Origin of the sequence: Mesorhizobium sp. B2-3-12, from assembly GCF_006442205.1 — a bacterium.
GTDB lineage: Bacteria > Pseudomonadota > Alphaproteobacteria > Rhizobiales > Rhizobiaceae > Mesorhizobium.
Window position 1 is genome coordinate 197,922 of sequence record NZ_VFVR01000003.1, and the last position, 17,652, is coordinate 215,573.

Genomic DNA, 17,652 nt, shown 5'->3' on the forward strand with positions numbered 1-17,652 from the left:
GCCGGCCGTGTTGCCGCCGACAAACAAGGAATCCCGCCAATGACGATCCCCTCCGAAATGAAGGCGCTGCTCTTGATCGGGGACGGCTATACCAGGACGCCGAGCGGCAGCGTGCTCGAGGCGATGGAGCCGTATCTCGAGCGGGGTAGGATCGCGGTGCCGCCGCCCGGACCGAGCCAGGTGCTGATCAAGGTCAGCCTGGCCTCGATCAACCCCTCGGATGTCGCCTTCATCAAGGGCCAATACGGGCAGCCGCGCGCCAAGGGCCGGCCGGCCGGCTTCGAGGGTGTCGGCACGGTCGTCGCCGGTGGTGACGAACCTTGTCCCAAGAGCCTCGTCGGCAAGCGCGTCGCCTTCGCCACCGGTCTCAGCAACTGGGGTTCATGGGCTGACTATGCCGTCGCCGAGGCAGCGGCCTGCATTCCGCTGCTCGATACGGTGCGCGACGAGGATGGCGCGGCGATGATCGTCAATCCGCTGACCGCGATCGCCATGTTCGACATCGTCAAACAGGAAGGCGAGAAGGCCTTCATCATGACCGCCGGCGCCAGCCAGCTCTGCAAGCTGATCATCGGCCTGGCCAGGGAGGAAGGGTTTCGGCCTGTCCTCACCGTGCGCCGCGACGAGCAGATCGCATTGCTGAAAGAGCTTGGCGCGGCGCATGTCCTCAACGAGAAGGCGCCGGATTTCGAGGCCACGCTGCGCGATGTGATGAAGGCCGAGCAGCCGCGCATCTTCCTCGATGCGGTCACCGGGCCGCTGGCCTCGGCCATCTTCAATGCAATGCCGAAACGGGCGCGCTGGATCATCTATGGCCGGCTCGACCCCGAGGCCACGATCATCCGCGAGCCCGGCCAGCTGATCTTCCAGCACAAGCACATAGAGGGCTTCTGGCTGAGCGAATGGATGCGGCAATCCAGAGATCGGCGTGGCCCCGCGGTCCTCGAGGCGCAGAAGCGATTTTCCGATGGACGCTGGTCAACCGACGTAACCGCGATCGTGCCGTTCGCCGAAGCGATGGCGCGGGTGCCTGCGGAGCTGGCCAAGCCCAACGGCAAGGTGTTCATCCGGCCCTAGCGCCTCGAAAGACCGCCATCGAACCTGCCGGATCGTCATCTGCGCCATCAAGCCCCCTATGCCGCGCCGCTTTGTCCGTGATATGCCGCCGCCATCGAATGCCGGGACGAGGCTGAGGCGTCTTCCCCATTGGCGTGCGGGGTTTATTGATGACGATTTCCAAGCCGGTTTTCGACCGTTTGGGTCTGGGCCTTTGGATCGGGGCATTCCTGGTCGTTCTCGCCATGGTCCTGTGGTCGCCCCACACCCGCACCGTGATGGCAGCCTACACATATGGCAGCGACGCATTCCTGAATGGGCGGCCGCTCTACAATCTCCAATCCGAAATGGGATATCTCTACGCGCCCGCCTTCGCCGCGCTTTACGTTCCGGTGGCGAAGCTCGGACCTTATCTCGGCGGGCTGGTTTGGCATGTGCTGGGCTTTGCCGTGCTCACCTTCGCGGCGATGCGGCAGGTACGCAAGCTTGGCGGCGGCGAATTGACCTGGTTGCTTTCTTACGGTCTCTTCCTTGCCTTGCCGATGGCGCTGGGCGCGATCCGCAACGGCCAGGCGACGATCCTTCTGACCGGAGCCTGCTGGCTTCTCACTCTGTCGGCGCTCGAAGGGCGTCGCGCCGAGACCTTCTTCTGGGCTTCGGTCGCCATCATTGCCAAACCGACCGCCATCATCATGCTTTTGCTGGTGGGGGCTCTGCGCCCGCGGCTGATAGCCGTGCTGGCGCTATCGGTGCTGTTCGTGCTTGCCGTGCCCTACGCTTTCGCACCAGCTTCCTACCTCAACGCGCAATATGGCGATTTCGCCCGCATGCTGACTTCGATGGGCCTCGACAAATCAAGCCACTTTGTCCCCACCGACTTCACGGCGCCCTTCACCTCGGCGGGACTGCCCATGCCTGAATTCGCCGCGACGACCGTGCGTGTCGTCGTGGCACTGCTTACGCTATCGACCGTTCTCTGGTTCGACCGCAAGCTCCAGCCTGGAATGGCCGGACTGGCGATCTTCCTGACGGCAGCCTTCTATATGTGCGTGTTCAATCCGCGCGTCGAGCCCAACACCTATGCCATGATCGCCGTGCCCGCCGGCCTCGCTATTGCCACACTGTGGCGGGACGAGCGTGGCGGCGTCCTGGCCTCGGTGCTGGCGACGGTATTGTTCCTCACGGGTTTGACCGGCGTCGAGCGTCACATGCATGATTTCTTCTACCCTTGGTTCCGGCCGCTCGCGGTCACCTTCATCGCCTGTTCGCTGATCTGGTGGTTCTGGGCCAAGGCGCGCGAAAAGGCGGTGAATGTCGGACCCGTCGCCCATGGCTGAGTTGCGTCAGAAACTCGATATCGTGGCGCCTTTCTTCAACGAGGCGCAATCGGCGTCGGCCTTCGCCGCACTGCTCGACAGGCTCGAGGAAGCGGTATCGCGCCGTTTCGGCATGGCGGTCCACAAGATCCTGGTCGATGACGGCAGCCGCGACGACGGGGCCGAGCGATTTTCCCGCGCCCTGTCGGGATCTTGGGAGATCGTTCGCCTCAGCCGCAATTTCGGCAAGGAGGTCGCGGTGCTCGCCGGCCTCGACCAGTCGCGCGGCGACATGGTGCTGATCATGGATTCCGATCTGCAGCATTCCATGGACATCAGCCTGAAGATGATCGCCGAGCTGGTAGACGACCCCGAGATCGACGTCGTCTACGCGCAGAACGACCGGCGCGAGGCGAGTTGGCGGCGCAGCCAGCTGGCGAAGCTGTTCTATAGCCTGATCAACAGCAGCCAACGTTTCGACATTCCGGAGAACGCGGGTGATTTTCGCGTCATGCGCGGTACCGTCGCGCGCGCTCTGACGAGTTTGCGTGACAAGCGGCGCTTCAACAAGGGCCTGTTCGCCTGGGCCGGTTTCCGTCAGAAAGCCATATCCTATTCGCCGGAAAACCGCGCCATCGGCACGTCGAAGTGGAGCCGGCTCAACCTGATCGCCTTTTCGCTGGAAGGCTTTACGTCGTTTTCCGTCATCCCGCTGCGCATCATCAGCTTGAGCGGGATGCTGGCGGCGCTGGCGGGCATCGTTTACGGCGCCAAAGTGTTCTTCGAGGTGATGTTCTATGGCATTGCCGTGCCTGGCTATCCCAGCCTGATGGTCGCCGTCGTGCTGCTCGGCGGCCTCAATCTCACCTTGCTCGGCTTGATCGGCGAATATGTCTGGGTCACGCTGTCGGAGAGCAAGGACCGCCCCGTCTATCTGGTGCGCGATGTGGTGCGCAGCGACGTTTCGGACGGCGCCCCAGGCGCGTCCCGCGGATGACGCGGCGCATTCGCCTGATCGCCGACGATTACGGGCTGGCGCCAGGGGTTTGCGCCGGAATTCTCGATCTGCTCGACCGTGGACGCCTGACCGGTACCAGTTGCATGACCGGCTTTCCGGAATGGCCTGATGCGGCGGCGCGCATAAAGCGGCTATGCGGCCGCGCCGCGATCGGGCTGCATCTGACGCTGACCGACCAGCCGGCCGTCACAGGCAAATCGAGCCTGGCGCCGGAGGGCCGCTTGCCGCCGCTTCGTTCCCTGGCCTTGCCGGTCTTGCGCGGCCGGATCGACGCGCGCGACGTCCATGCCGAACTCGACGCGCAGTTCAGCCGTTTCGTCGAGGCGCTGGGCCGCAAGCCCGACTTCATCGACGGTCATCAGCACGTGCATTTCCTGCCCGTCGTGCGCGGATGGCTGCGTTCGCGTTTTCCCGAGGCCGCCGACAGGCCGATGCTGCGCGGCGCCCCGGCGCTGGGCGATGCCGCCGTCGCAGCGAAAATCGCGGCAATCGCCGCTGTCGCCGCCGGTTTCAACCAATCGATGCAGCACGCCGGCTTTGCGGTCTGGAAGCCACTCGTCGGCATCTATGACTGGCGGCAACCCGACAAATTCCGCCCGGTGCTGGAGGCCGCGGTCGACGCGCTGCCGGAGCATGGACTGTTCATGTGCCACCCCGGCCATGTCGACGAAACGCTGCGCGCGCGCGATCCGATGCAGGGCGTGCGCGAAGTGGAATTCGAGGTGCTGGCCTCCGATGCGTTCGGCGCGAGCCTGGCCCGCGCCGGTGTCGAGATCATGGACGGCATGGGATGAGCAGCAGTGACCAACCCCGGCGTTCGACCGGCAGCAAGATCGTCCGTTTCGCGCTTGTCGGACTGGCGAATGCAGCCATCGACTTTGCCAGCTTTTTCCTGCTGCTCAAGCTGCACCTCCCGCCGCTGCCCGCCAATGTCATTTCGTGGTCGATCGCCGTCGTCTTCTCTTTCGTGGCCAATGGCTTCTGGTCGTTCGAGCGCAATCAGGCCATCCGGCTGCATGATGCGTTCCTGCGGTTCGTCTCGCTCGGGGCGCTGATTTCGCTCGGCGTCTCCAGCCTGTCGATCGCGCTCTTTTCCGGCATCGCCGGCGTGTGGCCGGCAAAGATCGGCGGGGTCGTCGTGGCGGCGGTGCTGAACTTCCTCGCCGCGCGCTGGTCGATCGAGGGCCGGCTAATGAAGTAGCTATCACTAGAGAGGTTCAGCGTTTGGTGGAATCGCGGAGCCGCTCTAACACTTTGTTTTCATGCAATTCCGGGCGGAAAACCGTCATACACTTTTCCTGGAATTTGCTCTATTCCGCCGGCTCGATATTGGTGTAGGCGGCTTGCTCGAGTTCGCGCTTCAGCCGCGCCTCCTCATGGGTCTTGGGCGTGACGAAGCGGCCCAGCAGGAGATAGGCGACCGGCGTCAGGAACAGCGTCGAGATGGTGGCCAGGCCAAGCCCGCCGACGATCACCCAGCCCAGCGCCACGCGTGCCTCGGCGCCCGCACCGGCGGCCAGCACAAGCGGCACACCGCCAAGGATGGTGCAGATCATCGTCATCATCACCGGCCGCAGGCGGATCGTGGAGGCCTGCTCGATCGCTTCGCGCACGCCGAGGCCGCGATCGCGCAGCTGGTTTGCGAATTCGACGATCAGGATGCCGTTCTTGGCCATGACGCCGACCAGGAGCACCAGGCCAATCTGGCTGTAGGCGTTGAGGCTGGTGCCGGACAAGAGCAGCGCGAAGATGGCGCAGGCAAGCCCGAGCGGCACCGTGGCCATGATGATGACGGCGCTGACGAAGCTCTCGAACTGGGCGGCCAGCACCAAAAGGATGATGACCAGCGCGAAGCCGAAGATGGTGACCATGGCGCTGTTTGTTTCGCCCAAGGTCGCGGCTTCGGCCAGCGGCAGGATACGGCTGCCCGGCGGCAGCAGCGGCGTGGCAATTTGCTCGGCGCGCGCCAGCGCATCGCCGAGCGCGAAATTGCCTGACAGATTGGAGGTGATGGCTACCGACGGCTGCTGCTGCTCGCGCGACAGCGACGGCGGCACGGCACGTTCGGTCAGCGTGGCGATCGTCGACATCGGCACGAAACGGCCGTCAGCCGTCTTCAGGAAGACATTTTCCAGATCGGTCGGGTCGTTGATCGGATTGGTGGTCGAGACAAGCTTCACCCCGTAGCTGCGGTCGGCGATGTAGACATCGACGACGTCGTTGCCGTCGAGCATGGCTTGCATGGTGTTGGCGAGACCCGTGATGTCGATGCCGAGATCGGAAGCGCGCTCACGGTCGATGGCCACGGCCAGCTGCGGCTGCGTCGGGTCGATCGACAGCCGCGGCGTCTGGAAGCGCTGATCCTTCTGCATCTCGGCGATGATCTTGACGGCCGCGTCTCCGAGCGCCTTGCGATCGTTGCCGACCAGCGCGAACTGCAGGCCGTTGCCGGCGCCGCGGATGCCGAGACTGTTGGGCTGGACCGGGAAGATGCGCACGCTGGGCACCTGCCTGGTCAACTGGCTGATCTCGGCCATGATCTCCTGCTGGCTGCGGCTGCGCTCGTCCCACGGCGCCAGCGTCATCACCATGAAGCCCGAATTGTAGGAGCCGTTCTGGCCGGCGTTCTCGAAGGTCGAGCGGATCTCGCCGGAATCGCGCATCGGCTGGATCAGCCGCTCGATCTTCTGCATCTGCTGCGTCGTGTAGTCGAGGCTGACGCCTTGCGGGGCGTTGATGCGCAACAGCACGGCCGCACGATCCTCGGTTGGAGTCAGCTCCTGGCGGATCGTGCCGAACAGGCTGACGGCAATGCCGGCAAACAGCGCCGCGACAAGAACCACGATCCAAGGCGCGTCGAGACATGCATGGAGCGCGCGCTTGTAGCCGGCATTGAGGACGCCGCCGATGCGCGCACCGATGCCATGGCCGCCTTCGTGCTGAAGCGATGCGCCGGTCAGCATGCGCGAGGCAAGCATCGGGCAAAGCGTCAGCGCCACCACGCAGGACAGAAGCACCGACATGGCGAGCACGAAGCCGAATTCGCGGAACAGGCCGCCGGTCTGGCCAGGCAGGAACGAGATAGGCACGAAGACGGCGACCAGCGTCAGCGTCGTGGCGACGACGGCGAAGAACACTTCCTGCGCGCCGAGCACGGCGGCCGCGCGCGGCCCCATGCCCTCGTTGCGCCGTCGCACAATGTTTTCCAACACCACGATGGCGTCGTCGACGACAAGTCCGGTGGCCAGCACCAAGGCGAGCAGCGTCAGGATGTTGACCGAGAAACCGGCCAGATAAATGGCCGCTATGGTGCCGATCATGGCGACCGGCATCGACAGGCCCGGGATCAGCGTGGCACGCCAGTCGAGCAGGAAGACATAGATCACGATCAGCACCATGGTGACCGACAGGCCGAGCGCGATCTCGACCTCGTGCACCGCGCCCTTGACGAAGACCGCGTCGTCGCTGGTGATCTTGATCGACATGCCCTCGGGCAGGTTCTGCTGCAGCTTGGCGACGGCGGCCTGCACGCCGGTCGAAATGTCCAGCGTGTTCGATTCCGCCTGGCGGATGATGCCGAGCCCGATGCCGGTCTTGCCGTCCGAACGCAGCGCGGTCTGGCCGACATCGGGGCCGAGCGTGACGGTGGCGACATCGCGGATGCGCGTCGTGCCGCCGATGATGATGTTTTCGAATTCGGCGGGCGTGGTCACGTCAGCCGTCGTGCGCACGATCAGATCCTGGTTGGTCGTGGTGATCGACCCGGCCGGGGAATCGAAGGCAACCGAGGCAAGTGCTGCCCGAAGATCCGCGACCGTGAAGCCGAGGCTGGCGAGCTTGTTCTGGTCGACATCGATGCGGAAGATCTTGTCGCGGTCGCCATAAACCTGGACGTCGGCGACGCCGGGCACGGCGGCCAGTTCATCCTCGATCTGGTCCTGAACCACCACCGTCATGTCCTGGATCGACATGCTGTCCGATGTCACCGCCAGGCGCATCACCGCGTCGGAATTGGCGTCGGCCTTGACGATGCGCGGCGGATCCGCGGTATCCGGCATCTGGTTGGCGACACGGCCAACCGCGTCGCGCACGTCCGAGGCCGCGACGTTGAGATCGACGCCGTCGTTGAACTCGATGGTGACGCGGCTCGAGCCGAAAGAGGAGGAGGACGAGATCGACTTGACGCCGGAGACGCGGGCAACGGCGCCCTCGATCGTGTCGGTCAATTCGCGGTCGACGGTTTCGGCGGCCGCGCCATTGAAAGTGGTGGACACGGTGACGACGGCGCGATCGACGTCGGGCAGTTCGCGGATCTCGACACCGTAGAAGGCGGCGAGGCCGGCAACGGCGATAAGGGTGTTCAGCACGAAAGCCATGACCGGCCTGCGGATGAACAGGGCGGTGAAGCCGGTATCGCTGGCGGCGTTGACGGTGCCGGTCATGAGCCTTCCACGGCGTTCGCGGCAGGAGGCTTCTGGCCGGCGATGCGGACCTCGCCGCCCTCGCTGACGCTCTGGGTGCCTTCGGTGACCACCATGTCGCCGCTGTCGATCTCTGCGTCGATCAGCACCGTCTCGGTGTTGCGCTGGATGATGCGCACCGGCACGCGCCTGGTCTTGCCGTCCTCGACCTGCCAGACATAGGCGCCGTCCGATCCCCACAGGATCGCCAGCGGGCTGACGGCCGGATAGGTCTCACCGGGGAATTTCATGGTGATGCCGAAGGACATGCCGGCGCGCAGGGAATCGGCGGGGTTGGCGATCTTGGCCTTGACCAGAAGCGTGCGGCTCTTTTCGTCGATGTGGTTGTCGATGGCCCAAACCGTCCCGGTATAGGCATTGCTCGGATTGGCGATCGGCGTCGCCGTCAATTGCGCCCCGACCTTGATGGCGGCGGCGAAACGTTCGGGCACCTGGAAATCGACCAGGATGGAGGAGCGGTCATCGAGGGTGGCGATCGCCGATTGGTTGGTTACATAGTTGCCGGCCGAGATCGGCAGGATGCCGACCGTACCGGCGATGGGGGCCAGGATCGAGCGGCGCTGCAGCGCGAGCTCGGCGTCCTGAAGCGCCAGCCTGGCGCCCGCCAACACCACTTCGGCGTCAGCGACCGCGACCGGGGTCGCGGCGTTGGAGGCGCGCAGCGACTTGACGCGGTCGAGCTTGGCCTGGGCGTCCTGCAAGGCGAGCTTGGCGCGGTCCTGGGCGATGATCTCCGTCTCGGAATCGAGCGTGGCGATAATTTGTCCCTTGTCGACATGGCTGCCGGAGTCGACCAGCAGTTCGGCGAGGCGGCCGGAGCTGTAGGGATTGACGGTCACCGAGGCGTCGGCGCGGCCGGTGCCGATGGCCTGCAGGCGGTCGTTGATAACAGCCGAAACGGCAGGCAAGGCGACGACGTTGACCGGGCGGGCGCCATTGCGATTGCCAGCCTGTTTCGCGTCGGTCGCACCGCTCCCGGCCGGGGGCGTCGCCGCGTAGGCCCAATCCATCCCCCAGCGCGCCAGCACTTCCGGCGCTCCGGGATAAAAGCGCGCCCACGCAGCCGCGGCGGCGACCACGATCACAAGCGCAACGGCAATTTGCTTCCAGGTCCGCATCGATACTCCGGTTCAGGAATCGTCAGCCATTCCCAAAGGAGCGGCACAGCGACGATGCGGGCGGCGGCAAGATCCGGCCACGCCACACCGAATATCAGCGGTTTATGGCAATTATCACGCAATCGTGCACATTAAATCTCGGTAACGTGAAGCCGCACATGCGGTCGAGGCGGACGCGATTGGCTGGGATCGGCCTATCGCAGGCCCTCCATCTCGCGGATGCGCCGTGCGCCGTCGGCCTCGAGCTGCAGGGTGACGGCCCCGATCAGCGTTTCGGCGACGACGAACAGTGCCGCCGAGGAATCCCATGCGGAAGGCACAGCGGTGCGCCCGGCGATGACATGGCGGGCAAAGCGGGCGATGGGCGACAACCACTGATCGGTGAACAGCACGATCTGGACGCCACGCTGATGCGCCTTCTCGGCGAAGCGGACGAGGCTGTCCTGGTAGCGCCTGATGTCGAAGATCACCAGCACGTCGCGCTTGCCCATGTCGATCAGCCTGTCGCGCCACATGCTTTCCTGCCCGGCGAGATGAAACACATCGGGCTGGATGACGGCGAGGTGGGCGGCCATGTAGCGCGCCAGCGGGTCGGTAAAACGACCGCCGATCAGGAAGGTCTTGCCGCGCCGCTCGGCAAGCCGCGCGGCGATGTCGGCGAGCTGCTTGTCGGAGAGATGGCGGAAGGTCTCGCGCATATTGTCGAGCGTGGCTTCCAGCATCGGCGAGGCGCTGCCGCCGGCGGGCGCGGGCGGATTGAGTGTACGGATCGCCGGTGACTGCAATTGCGCCGCCAATTCGTCCTGCAGGCTCGACTGGAACTCGGAATAATTCTGGAATCCGAGCCGGGCAACGAAGCGCAGGATCGTCGGCGAGGAGACGCCGGCCGCGGCCGAGAATTCGGCGACCGTCTTCAAGCCGATCAACGGATAGCTGGCGATCAGCGTTTGGGCCGCCCGCCGCTCACCAGCGGGCATCGCGCCGATGCGGTCGGCGATCAATTCGGCAATGCTGGATATCATCGTTCCCCACCTTTGGCTCGCCGACGGTCTTTTCCCCAGATCGCATTTGACAAAGCCGGACAAACTGTATGAAATCATCCGTAGGGACGCAATGAGGCAAAATACGTAACATACGATACAGCGCTCCCCGGGGACGGCAGACTATGGAGAAAGCACGGCCCGCCAGCCTTGCATCGTCTGATACCGTGAGGGTGACCAACCCCGGCGGATCAAGCCCTTTCATCCTGACCTGCGACCACGCTTCCAATTTCCTGCCGCCCGAATTCGGCACGCTCGGCCTCGCCGCAGAGGACCTGTCGCGTCACATCGCTTGGGATCCCGGCGCGCTGCCGGTTGCGCTGCGCATGGCGCGGGCGCTCGATGCGACGCTGGTCGAGACCCGCGTTTCGCGGTTGGTCATCGACTGCAACCGGCCGCTCGACGCGCCGGATCTGGTGCCGCCGGTCAGCGAAACCACAGCCATACCGGGCAATACCGGTTTGTCGGAAAAACAGCGCGCGGCGCGGGTCGCCCTGTCCTGGCAGCCGTTTCATGGCACCATCGAGCGCATTGTCGAAGACCGGCTGGCGCGCGGTCAGGAGACGCGGCTGGTTTCCGTCCATTCCTTTACGCCGGTCTACAAGGGCCACAACCGGCCCTGGCATATCGGCATCATCCATGACGAAGACCGCAGGTTGGCGAAGCCGCTGATTTCGGCGCTGCAACGGCTTGCCGGGGTCACGGTCGGGGTCAACGAACCCTATTCGCCCGCCGACCGCGTCTATTTCACGCTGGAGCGGCACGCGCGTTCGCGCGGCTTGCCCTGCGCGATGATCGAAATCCGCAACGATGAAATCTCCGGCGAAACCGGGCAGCGGAAATGGGCGGATCTGCTCACCGGCATTTTTTCGGATCTGGAACCAGAGGAGGCCACGCGGCCCAGATCGCATTCAGTCAGAAAGTCAGTCCAATCGGCCAGCTGAGAATCAAAACAGGGGACTTCCAATGGCAGCACCGGGTTATACAGACGTCGACAAGGCGGAGGACGTAAAGGCCCTCCACAGCATGGGCTACGCCCAGGAACTGGAGCGGCGTCTCAGCCGCTTTTCGAACTTCGCGGTTTCCTTCTCCATCATCTGCATCCTGTCGGGTGGCATCAATTCGCTGGCTCAGGCAACCTCCGGTGCCGGCGGCATTGGCATCGGCATCGGTTGGCTGGTCGGCTGTTTCATCTCGCTGACCTTCGCGGTCGCCATGTCGCAGATCAGCTCGGCCTATCCGACGGCCGGCGGCCTCTATCACTGGGGCTCGATCCTCGGCAATCGCGGCACAGGCTGGGTGACCGCCTGGCTCAACCTGCTCGGCCTGATCACCGTGCTCGGCGCCATCAATGTCGGCACCTGGACGTTCTTCGTCGGCGCCTTCGGACCGGCGCTCGGCATCGAGGGCACGCTGACCAACCAGATGATCTTCCTGGTCGTCATCACCGGCGCCCAAGCCCTGATCAACCATTTAGGCATCAAGCTGACGGCGAAACTCACCGATTTTTCGGGCTACCTGATCTTCTTCGGTGCGATCCTGATCGCGGTGGTCTGCCTGATCTCGGCGGAACATTGGGATTTCAGCCGGCTGTTTACGTTCCACAACTACTCCGGCGATGCCGGCGGCGGGGTCTGGCCGCAGGTTTCGAACGCCTGGGTATTCGCGCTCGGGCTCTTGCTGCCGATCTACACGATCACCGGCTACGACGCTTCGGCGCACACCTCCGAGGAAACCATCAAGGCGGCTTCCTCGGTGCCGCGCGCCATGGTCATGTCGGTGATCTGGTCGGCACTGTTCGGCTATCTGTTCCTGGCTGCTTTCGTGCTGATGATCCCCAACATGGACGACGCCGCCAAGCAGGGCTGGAACGTGTTCTTCTGGGCCTTCGACCAGCGCGTCAGCCCCGGCCTCAAGGAGTTCGTCTATCTCGTCGTGTTCATCGCGCAGCTGCTGTGCGGTCTCGCCACGGTGACCTCGGCTTCGCGCATGATCTTCGCCTTCTCGCGTGACGGCGGCCTGCCGGGCTCCTCGGCGCTCGCCAAGGTCAGTCCGACCTACCGCACGCCGGTGGCGGCGATCTGGACGGCCTCGATCCTGTCGGTGCTGTTCGTCTGGGGCTCGACGCTGGTTTCGGTTGCCGGCACCTCGGCCTATACCATCGTGGTGTCCTGCACCGTCATCTTCCTGTTCCTCTCCTTCATCGTGCCGATCGTGCTGGGCATGCTGGCCTGGGGCACGCCGAAGTGGGACAAGATGGGGCCATGGAATCTGGGTCGCGGCATCTTCATGCTGTTCGGCTTCCTGTCGATCGTGTCGATGATCCTCATCTTCATCATCGGCATCCAGCCGCCGAACGACTGGGCGCTCTACATCACCGTCGGCTTCTTCATCCTGACGGCGATCGTCTGGTTCGCCTTCGAACGCAACCGCTTCCAGGGGCCGCCGCTGGGCGACATCATCGCCGCCCGTCAGGCCGCCATCAAGGCAGCAGAGCAGGCGGTCGGCGAAACCGGCCACTGACGTCAAGCATCACCAATTATGGCCGGCATCGTGCCGGCCATGGTTGGGGTTTTCCCTTTCAACGACCAAGCACTGGAGTGCCACAGGAATGGCCGGAAATTTCTCGTTCGATCAGTTGAAGAAAGCGGTCTCCAATGGCGAGATCGACACGGTGCTGGCCTGTATCGTCGACATGCAGGGCCGGCTGGCGGGAAAGCGGTTCCTGGCGCAATATTTCGTCGATTCCGCGCATGACGAGACGCATGGCTGCAACTACCTGCTGGCGGCCGACATCGATATGGAGCCGGTGCCGGGCTACAAGGCGGCAAGCTGGTCGAAAGGCTATGGCGACTTCGTCATGAAGCCGGACCTCGCCACCCTGCGGCGCATCCCCTGGCTGGAAAAGACGGCGCTGGTGATCTGCGACGTGCTCGACCACCACACGCATGACGACCTGCCGCACTCGCCGCGCGCCATGCTGAAGAAGCAGGTCAAGCGGCTGCAGGAGCGTGGCTATATCGGCTATTTCGCTTCCGAGCTCGAATTCTATTTGTTCAACGAGACCTACCATTCCGCCCGAAAGAAGCACTGGCAAGGTCTCGACACCGCGTCGCCCTATATCGGCGATTATCAGATCGGCATCACCACCAAGGAAGAAGGCGTCATGCGCCGGCTTCGCAACGAGATGGAAGCGGCCGGTATCCCGATCGAGAATTCCAAGGGCGAGTGGGGCCCGGGCCAGGAAGAGATCAATGTGCGCTATGCCGAAGCGCTCGACATGGCCGACCGCCACGTCATCCTGAAGAACGGGGCCAAGGAAATCGCCGAGTCCGAGGGCAAGGCGATCTCCTTCATGTCCAAATACAATTATGGGCTCGCCGGCAATTCCAGCCACATCCACAATTCGCTGTGGAGCGCCGACGGCAAGACGCCGCTGTTCTTCGACAAAAAGGCTGAATGGACGTTGTCGACGCTCGGCCAGCAATGGGCGGCCGGGCAGTTGAAATACGCCAAGGAGTTCACCTGGTTCCTGGCGCCCTACATCAATTCCTACAAGCGCTTCCAGGCCGGCACCTTCGCGCCGACCAAGATCATGTGGAGCGAGGACAACCGCACCGCCGGCTTCCGCCTGTGCGGCGAAGGCACAAAGGGCATCCGCATGGAATGCCGCATCGGCGGCGCCGACTTGAACCCCTATCTTGCTTTCGCCGCGCTGATCGCGGCGGGCCTCGCCGGCATCGACGAGAAGCTGGATCTGCAGAAGCCCTTCGTCGGCGATGCCTATCAGGCCTCGCGCCTGCCCGAGATCCCGAAGACCCTGCGCGATGCCACCGAAACGCTGGCCAGGTCGAAGATGCTGAAGCAGGCGCTCGGCGAGGACGTGCTCGAACATTATGTCCACACGGCGAAATGGGAGCAGTTCGAATACGACCGCCGCATTACGGATTGGGAACTGCACAGGGGGTTCGAGCGGTATTAAAGCTTAATGCAGCTTTAATGTTGACAATTTGGTTAAAGTGGCTCATGTAAAGGTTGCAAACTGCAATTGTTGAGGAGTTCGCAATGTCCAAATATGCGCCGCTGAAGGAATTTCTGGTCGCCCAGAATGCCGACCGTATTCCTATGTCATTCGATGAGATCGAGAGTGTGCTTAGTCTGCCGTTGCCTGCATCCAAGCAATACCCTGCGTGGTGGAGCAACAATCCGAGCAACAACCCCATGACCAGGGAGTGGCTCGAGGCTGGGTTCGAAACCGAATCCGTCAACGTAGGCACTGGCAAGCTTGTCTTTCGCCGCGTTCGCAAGATGCCGACTGGTGACGGCGCACCCGCGGTGCGTACACACCGCCACCCTGGATTTGGTTTCATGAAGGGCTTGATAGCAATCGAGGCGGGGTTTGATGTCACCAAACCGTTCGATGACGAGCCTTGGGATCGGGGCTATCTGGGCGGTGAAACTCAGCATGACAAACACGTGATGCGCAAATGAGTGAAGAGCCGGGCCTGCTTCTGGACACGTGCGCGGTGATATTCATCGCCAACGACAGCAAAATCGATCCTCAGGCAAGTCAGCAGATTTCGGACGCGGCCTATGATGGCCGCCTCTACCTCTCGCCGATGTCTGCATGGGAGATCGGCATCGGTGTGGCCAAGGGCCGGCTTAACTTGCCCATAGCGCCGCTCGATTTCGTAGAGCGATTCATAGAGCGCATGTCGGCAAAACTCTGCGCGATTTCGCCGGCCATTCTGATTGCGTCTTCCAACTTGCCAGGTTCGCCTCATGGCGATCCCATGGATCGAATACTGATTGCCACTGCAAGGGCTTTGGACATGGTTCTTGTGACGCGAGACGAGCCCATCCTTCGCTACAGCCGCAATGGTCATCTGCGTGCATTAGCCTGCTAAATGGAGCATCTTTTGGAAACCGTAAAACTCAAATCCCCCATCGACGGCTCGATCTATGCCGAACGTCCGATCGCGACGGACCAGGCGATCAATGCCGCGGTCGAACGGGCCAAGGCGGCGCAAGAGAAATGGGCGCGGACGCCGATCGTCGAACGCGGCAAATACATGCTGGCGATGCTGGAAGCGCTGGTCGCGATGACAGATGAGATCGTGCCCGAGATCGCCTGGCAGATGGGACGGCCGGTGCGCTACGGCGGCGAGTTCGGCGGCGTCAAGGAACGCACCAACTATATGGTCGAGATTGCCGAGCAGGCGCTGAAGTCCGTGCCGGCCTCCAACCCCAAGGACGGCTTCCGCCGCTATGTGAAGAAGGATCCGCTCGGCGTGGTCATGGTGATCGCGCCGTGGAACTATCCTTATCTGACCGCCGTCAACACCATCGTGCCCGCGCTGATGGCCGGCAACGCCGTCATCCTGAAACATGCCGCGCAGACGCTGCTGGTCGGCGAGCGCTTCGCCCAGGCCTTCGACAAGGCCGGCCTGCCCAAGGGCGTGTTCCAGAATGTCGTTCTCAACCACGCCCAGACCGAAAAACTGCTGGGTTCCGGCAAGATCGACCATGTCAATTTCACCGGCTCTGTCGCCGGCGGCCGCGCCATCGAGAAGGCGGCGGCGGGCACCTTCATGACGCTCGGCCTCGAGCTGGGCGGCAAGGATCCGGCCTATGTGCTGCCCGACGCCAAGATGGATCACGCGGTCGCCAATCTGGTCGACGGAGCGTTCTTCAATTCCGGCCAGTGCTGCTGCGGCATCGAACGCGTCTATGTGCACGAGAAGGTCTATGACGAGTTCGTCGAGGGCTTCATCGCCGAGACCAGGAACTATGTCGTCGGCAATCCGCTGGAGCAGGCGACGACGATGGGGCCGATGGCGCAGGCGCGCTTCGCCGACCTGGTCCGCGAACAGAAGGCCGAAGCGCTGCGCAAGGGTGCCAAGGCGCATATCAACATGAAGGTCGAAAACGACAGAGCGGGTTCGCCCTATCTGGCGCCCGAGGTCCTGACCGAAGTCGACCACCAGATGAGCGTCATGCGCGAGGAAAGCTTCGGCCCGATCGTCGGCATCATGAAGGTGCGCAACGACGAGGAGGCGATCGCGCTGATGAATGACAGCCCCTACGGCCTGACGGCCTCGCTCTGGACGCGAGACACGGAGCGGGCAATCGCGATCGGCGATCGCGTCGAGACCGGAACGGTGTTCATGAACCGTTGCGACTATCTCGATCCGGCGCTGGTGTGGACCGGCGTCAAGGACACCGGCAAGGGCGTAGCACTCTCGGCGCTGGGCTACGACAATCTGACCCGGCCGAAATCCTTTCACCTGCGCGAAACCATCTGATTTTTCGAAAGACAAAAAATGTCCAAGCTGATCTCCAAATGGAACTATCCCACCACTGTCCGCTTCGGCGCCGGCCGCATCAAGGAATTGCCCGAGGTGCTGGCTGCCACCGGCATCAAGCGGCCGCTGTTCGTCACCGATCCGGGCCTGGCGAAACTGCCGGTCGTGGCCTCGACGCTGAAAATCCTCGACGATGCCAAGGTTCCCTATGGGGTGTTTTCCGAGGTGAGGCCGAACCCCGTCGAGTCGAACCTCACCGCCGGTATCGCCGTGTTCAAGAAGGGCAAGCATGACGGCGTCATCGCTTTCGGCGGCGGTTCCGCGCTCGATCTCGGCAAGCTGATCGCCTTCCAGGCCGGGCAGGTCAGGCCGGTGTGGGATTTCGAGGATGTCGGCGACTGGTGGACGCGCGCCAATTCCGACGCCATCGCCCCGATCATCGCGGTGCCGACCACGGCCGGCACCGGGTCGGAAGTCGGCCGCGCCGGGGTCATCACCAACGAGGAAACCCATACCAAGAAGGTCATCTTCCATCCCAAGCTTCTGCCGGCCATCGTCATCGCCGATCCCGAACTGTCGGTCGGGATGCCGGGCTTCATCACCGCCGGCACCGGCATGGACGCGCTGGCGCACTGCCTGGAAGCCTATTGCGCGCCTGGCTACCATCCGATGGCTGATGGCATTGCCGTGGAAGGTGTGCGGCTGGTGTTCGAGAATCTGCCGAAGGCCTTTGCCAACGGCAAGGACCTTGTCGCTCGCGCCCATATGATGAGCGCGGCGGCCATGGGCGCCACGGCCTTCCAGAAGGGGTTGGGCGCCATTCACTCGCTGTCGCACCCGATCGGCGCGCTCTACGACACCCATCACGGCATGACCAACGCCGTGTTCATGCCCTACGTGCTCGCCTTCAACCGCGACTCCATCGAGGAGCGCATTGGCCGGCTCGCCGCCTATTGCGGCATCAAGGGCGGCTTCGACGGCTTCGCCAAGGCTGTTATCAAGCTGCGCAAGGAACTGAAGGTGCCGCACGCGCTGCCGGGCCTGATCAAGGGGCTCGACATGGACAAGAAGCGCAAGGCGCTGATCGCCGACATGGCGGTGGTCGATCCGACGGCTGGCGGCAACCCGGTCAAGCTGACCAAGAAGGCGGCACTGACACTGCTCGAAAACGCTATCGCCGGGACGGTCTGAGGCCGCTCCCGGGATGCGAAACTTGATCGGAAAACGAGGGGAAAGGAAAGGGGAAGGGGCGAAAGACGGGCGGATTAATGATTAGCCGGAAAATTAAGTGATGGCTAATTGCTACAGCCGGTTAAAA

15 protein-coding genes are annotated in these 17,652 nt (G+C 63.4%); 12 read left to right on the top strand and 3 right to left on the bottom strand.

Features of this window, described 5'->3' with window-relative positions; genetic code table 11:
• Nucleotides 1-39 precede the first annotated feature (39 nt).
• The 5 genes from FJ948_RS11280 to FJ948_RS11300 all read left to right on the top strand — a co-directional run bounded on the left by FJ948_RS11280 (nt 40) and on the right by FJ948_RS11300 (nt 4,591).
• Nucleotides 40-1,077 (top strand): zinc-binding dehydrogenase, encoded by a 1,038-nt coding sequence (locus FJ948_RS11280; protein ID WP_140704300.1) that lies wholly within the window; start codon nt 40-42, stop codon nt 1,075-1,077.
• A 149-nt stretch (nt 1,078-1,226) separates the two neighbouring features.
• Nucleotides 1,227-2,393: a glycosyltransferase family 87 protein gene (locus FJ948_RS11285; RefSeq protein WP_140704302.1), complete on the top strand. Its 1,167-nt coding sequence runs from the start codon at nt 1,227-1,229 to the stop codon at nt 2,391-2,393.
• Nucleotides 2,386-3,369 carry a glycosyltransferase family 2 protein gene (locus FJ948_RS11290; RefSeq protein ID WP_140704304.1) on the top strand — a complete coding sequence of 328 codons (984 nt, stop codon included), beginning with the start codon at nt 2,386-2,388 and terminating at the stop codon, nt 3,367-3,369. The genes FJ948_RS11285 and FJ948_RS11290 overlap by 8 nt, the downstream gene beginning before the upstream one ends.
• Nucleotides 3,366-4,184 (top strand): ChbG/HpnK family deacetylase, encoded by an 819-nt coding sequence (locus FJ948_RS11295; protein WP_140704305.1) that lies wholly within the window; start codon nt 3,366-3,368, stop codon nt 4,182-4,184. Before FJ948_RS11290 ends, FJ948_RS11295 begins: the two co-directional genes overlap by 4 nt.
• The gene (locus FJ948_RS11300; RefSeq protein WP_140704306.1) at nt 4,181-4,591 is read left to right on the top strand and encodes a GtrA family protein; all 411 of its coding nucleotides are present in this window, start codon (nt 4,181-4,183) and stop codon (nt 4,589-4,591) included. Before FJ948_RS11295 ends, FJ948_RS11300 begins: the two co-directional genes overlap by 4 nt.
• Before the next feature lie 109 nt (nt 4,592-4,700).
• Here the strand turns inward: FJ948_RS11300 and FJ948_RS11305 are convergent, their stop codons facing one another.
• The 3 genes from FJ948_RS11305 to FJ948_RS11315 form a co-directional block, all read right to left on the bottom strand.
• Nucleotides 4,701-7,832, bottom strand: a complete 3,132-nt coding sequence (locus tag FJ948_RS11305) for an efflux RND transporter permease subunit (protein WP_140704308.1) — start codon at nt 7,830-7,832, stop codon at nt 4,701-4,703.
• Complete coding sequence (locus FJ948_RS11310) at nt 7,829-8,989, bottom strand: efflux RND transporter periplasmic adaptor subunit (RefSeq protein WP_140704309.1); 1,161 nt, start codon at nt 8,987-8,989, stop codon at nt 7,829-7,831. The genes FJ948_RS11305 and FJ948_RS11310 overlap by 4 nt, the downstream gene beginning before the upstream one ends.
• A gap of 194 nt (nt 8,990-9,183) precedes the next feature.
• Nucleotides 9,184-10,011 (bottom strand): MurR/RpiR family transcriptional regulator, encoded by an 828-nt coding sequence (locus tag FJ948_RS11315; RefSeq protein ID WP_140704310.1) that lies wholly within the window; start codon nt 10,009-10,011, stop codon nt 9,184-9,186.
• Nucleotides 10,012-10,154: 143 nt separating this feature from the next.
• Between FJ948_RS11315 and FJ948_RS11320 the strand changes: the two genes are divergently transcribed.
• The 7 genes from FJ948_RS11320 to FJ948_RS11350 all read left to right on the top strand — a co-directional run bounded on the left by FJ948_RS11320 (nt 10,155) and on the right by FJ948_RS11350 (nt 17,525).
• Nucleotides 10,155-10,973 (top strand): N-formylglutamate amidohydrolase, encoded by an 819-nt coding sequence (locus FJ948_RS11320; protein WP_140704312.1) that lies wholly within the window; start codon nt 10,155-10,157, stop codon nt 10,971-10,973.
• A 22-nt stretch (nt 10,974-10,995) separates the two neighbouring features.
• Nucleotides 10,996-12,552, top strand: a complete 1,557-nt coding sequence (locus FJ948_RS11325; protein ID WP_140704314.1) for an amino acid permease — start codon at nt 10,996-10,998, stop codon at nt 12,550-12,552.
• Between the two features lie 88 nt (nt 12,553-12,640).
• Nucleotides 12,641-14,011, top strand: a complete 1,371-nt coding sequence (locus FJ948_RS11330) for a glutamine synthetase family protein (RefSeq protein WP_140704315.1) — start codon at nt 12,641-12,643, stop codon at nt 14,009-14,011.
• Nucleotides 14,012-14,094: 83 nt separating this feature from the next.
• Entirely contained in the window at nt 14,095-14,520 is a 426-nt protein-coding gene (locus FJ948_RS11335) for a hypothetical protein (protein ID WP_140704317.1), read from the top strand.
• The gene (locus FJ948_RS11340) at nt 14,517-14,936 is read left to right on the top strand and encodes a type II toxin-antitoxin system VapC family toxin (RefSeq protein WP_140704319.1); all 420 of its coding nucleotides are present in this window, start codon (nt 14,517-14,519) and stop codon (nt 14,934-14,936) included. The genes FJ948_RS11335 and FJ948_RS11340 overlap by 4 nt, the downstream gene beginning before the upstream one ends.
• Nucleotides 14,937-16,334: an aldehyde dehydrogenase family protein gene (locus FJ948_RS11345; RefSeq protein ID WP_140704320.1), complete on the top strand. Its 1,398-nt coding sequence runs from the start codon at nt 14,937-14,939 to the stop codon at nt 16,332-16,334.
• A gap of 18 nt (nt 16,335-16,352) precedes the next feature.
• On the top strand, nt 16,353-17,525 hold the full coding sequence (locus FJ948_RS11350) for an iron-containing alcohol dehydrogenase (RefSeq protein WP_140704321.1): 1,173 nt from the start codon (nt 16,353-16,355) through the stop codon (nt 17,523-17,525).
• Nucleotides 17,526-17,652 lie beyond the last annotated feature (127 nt).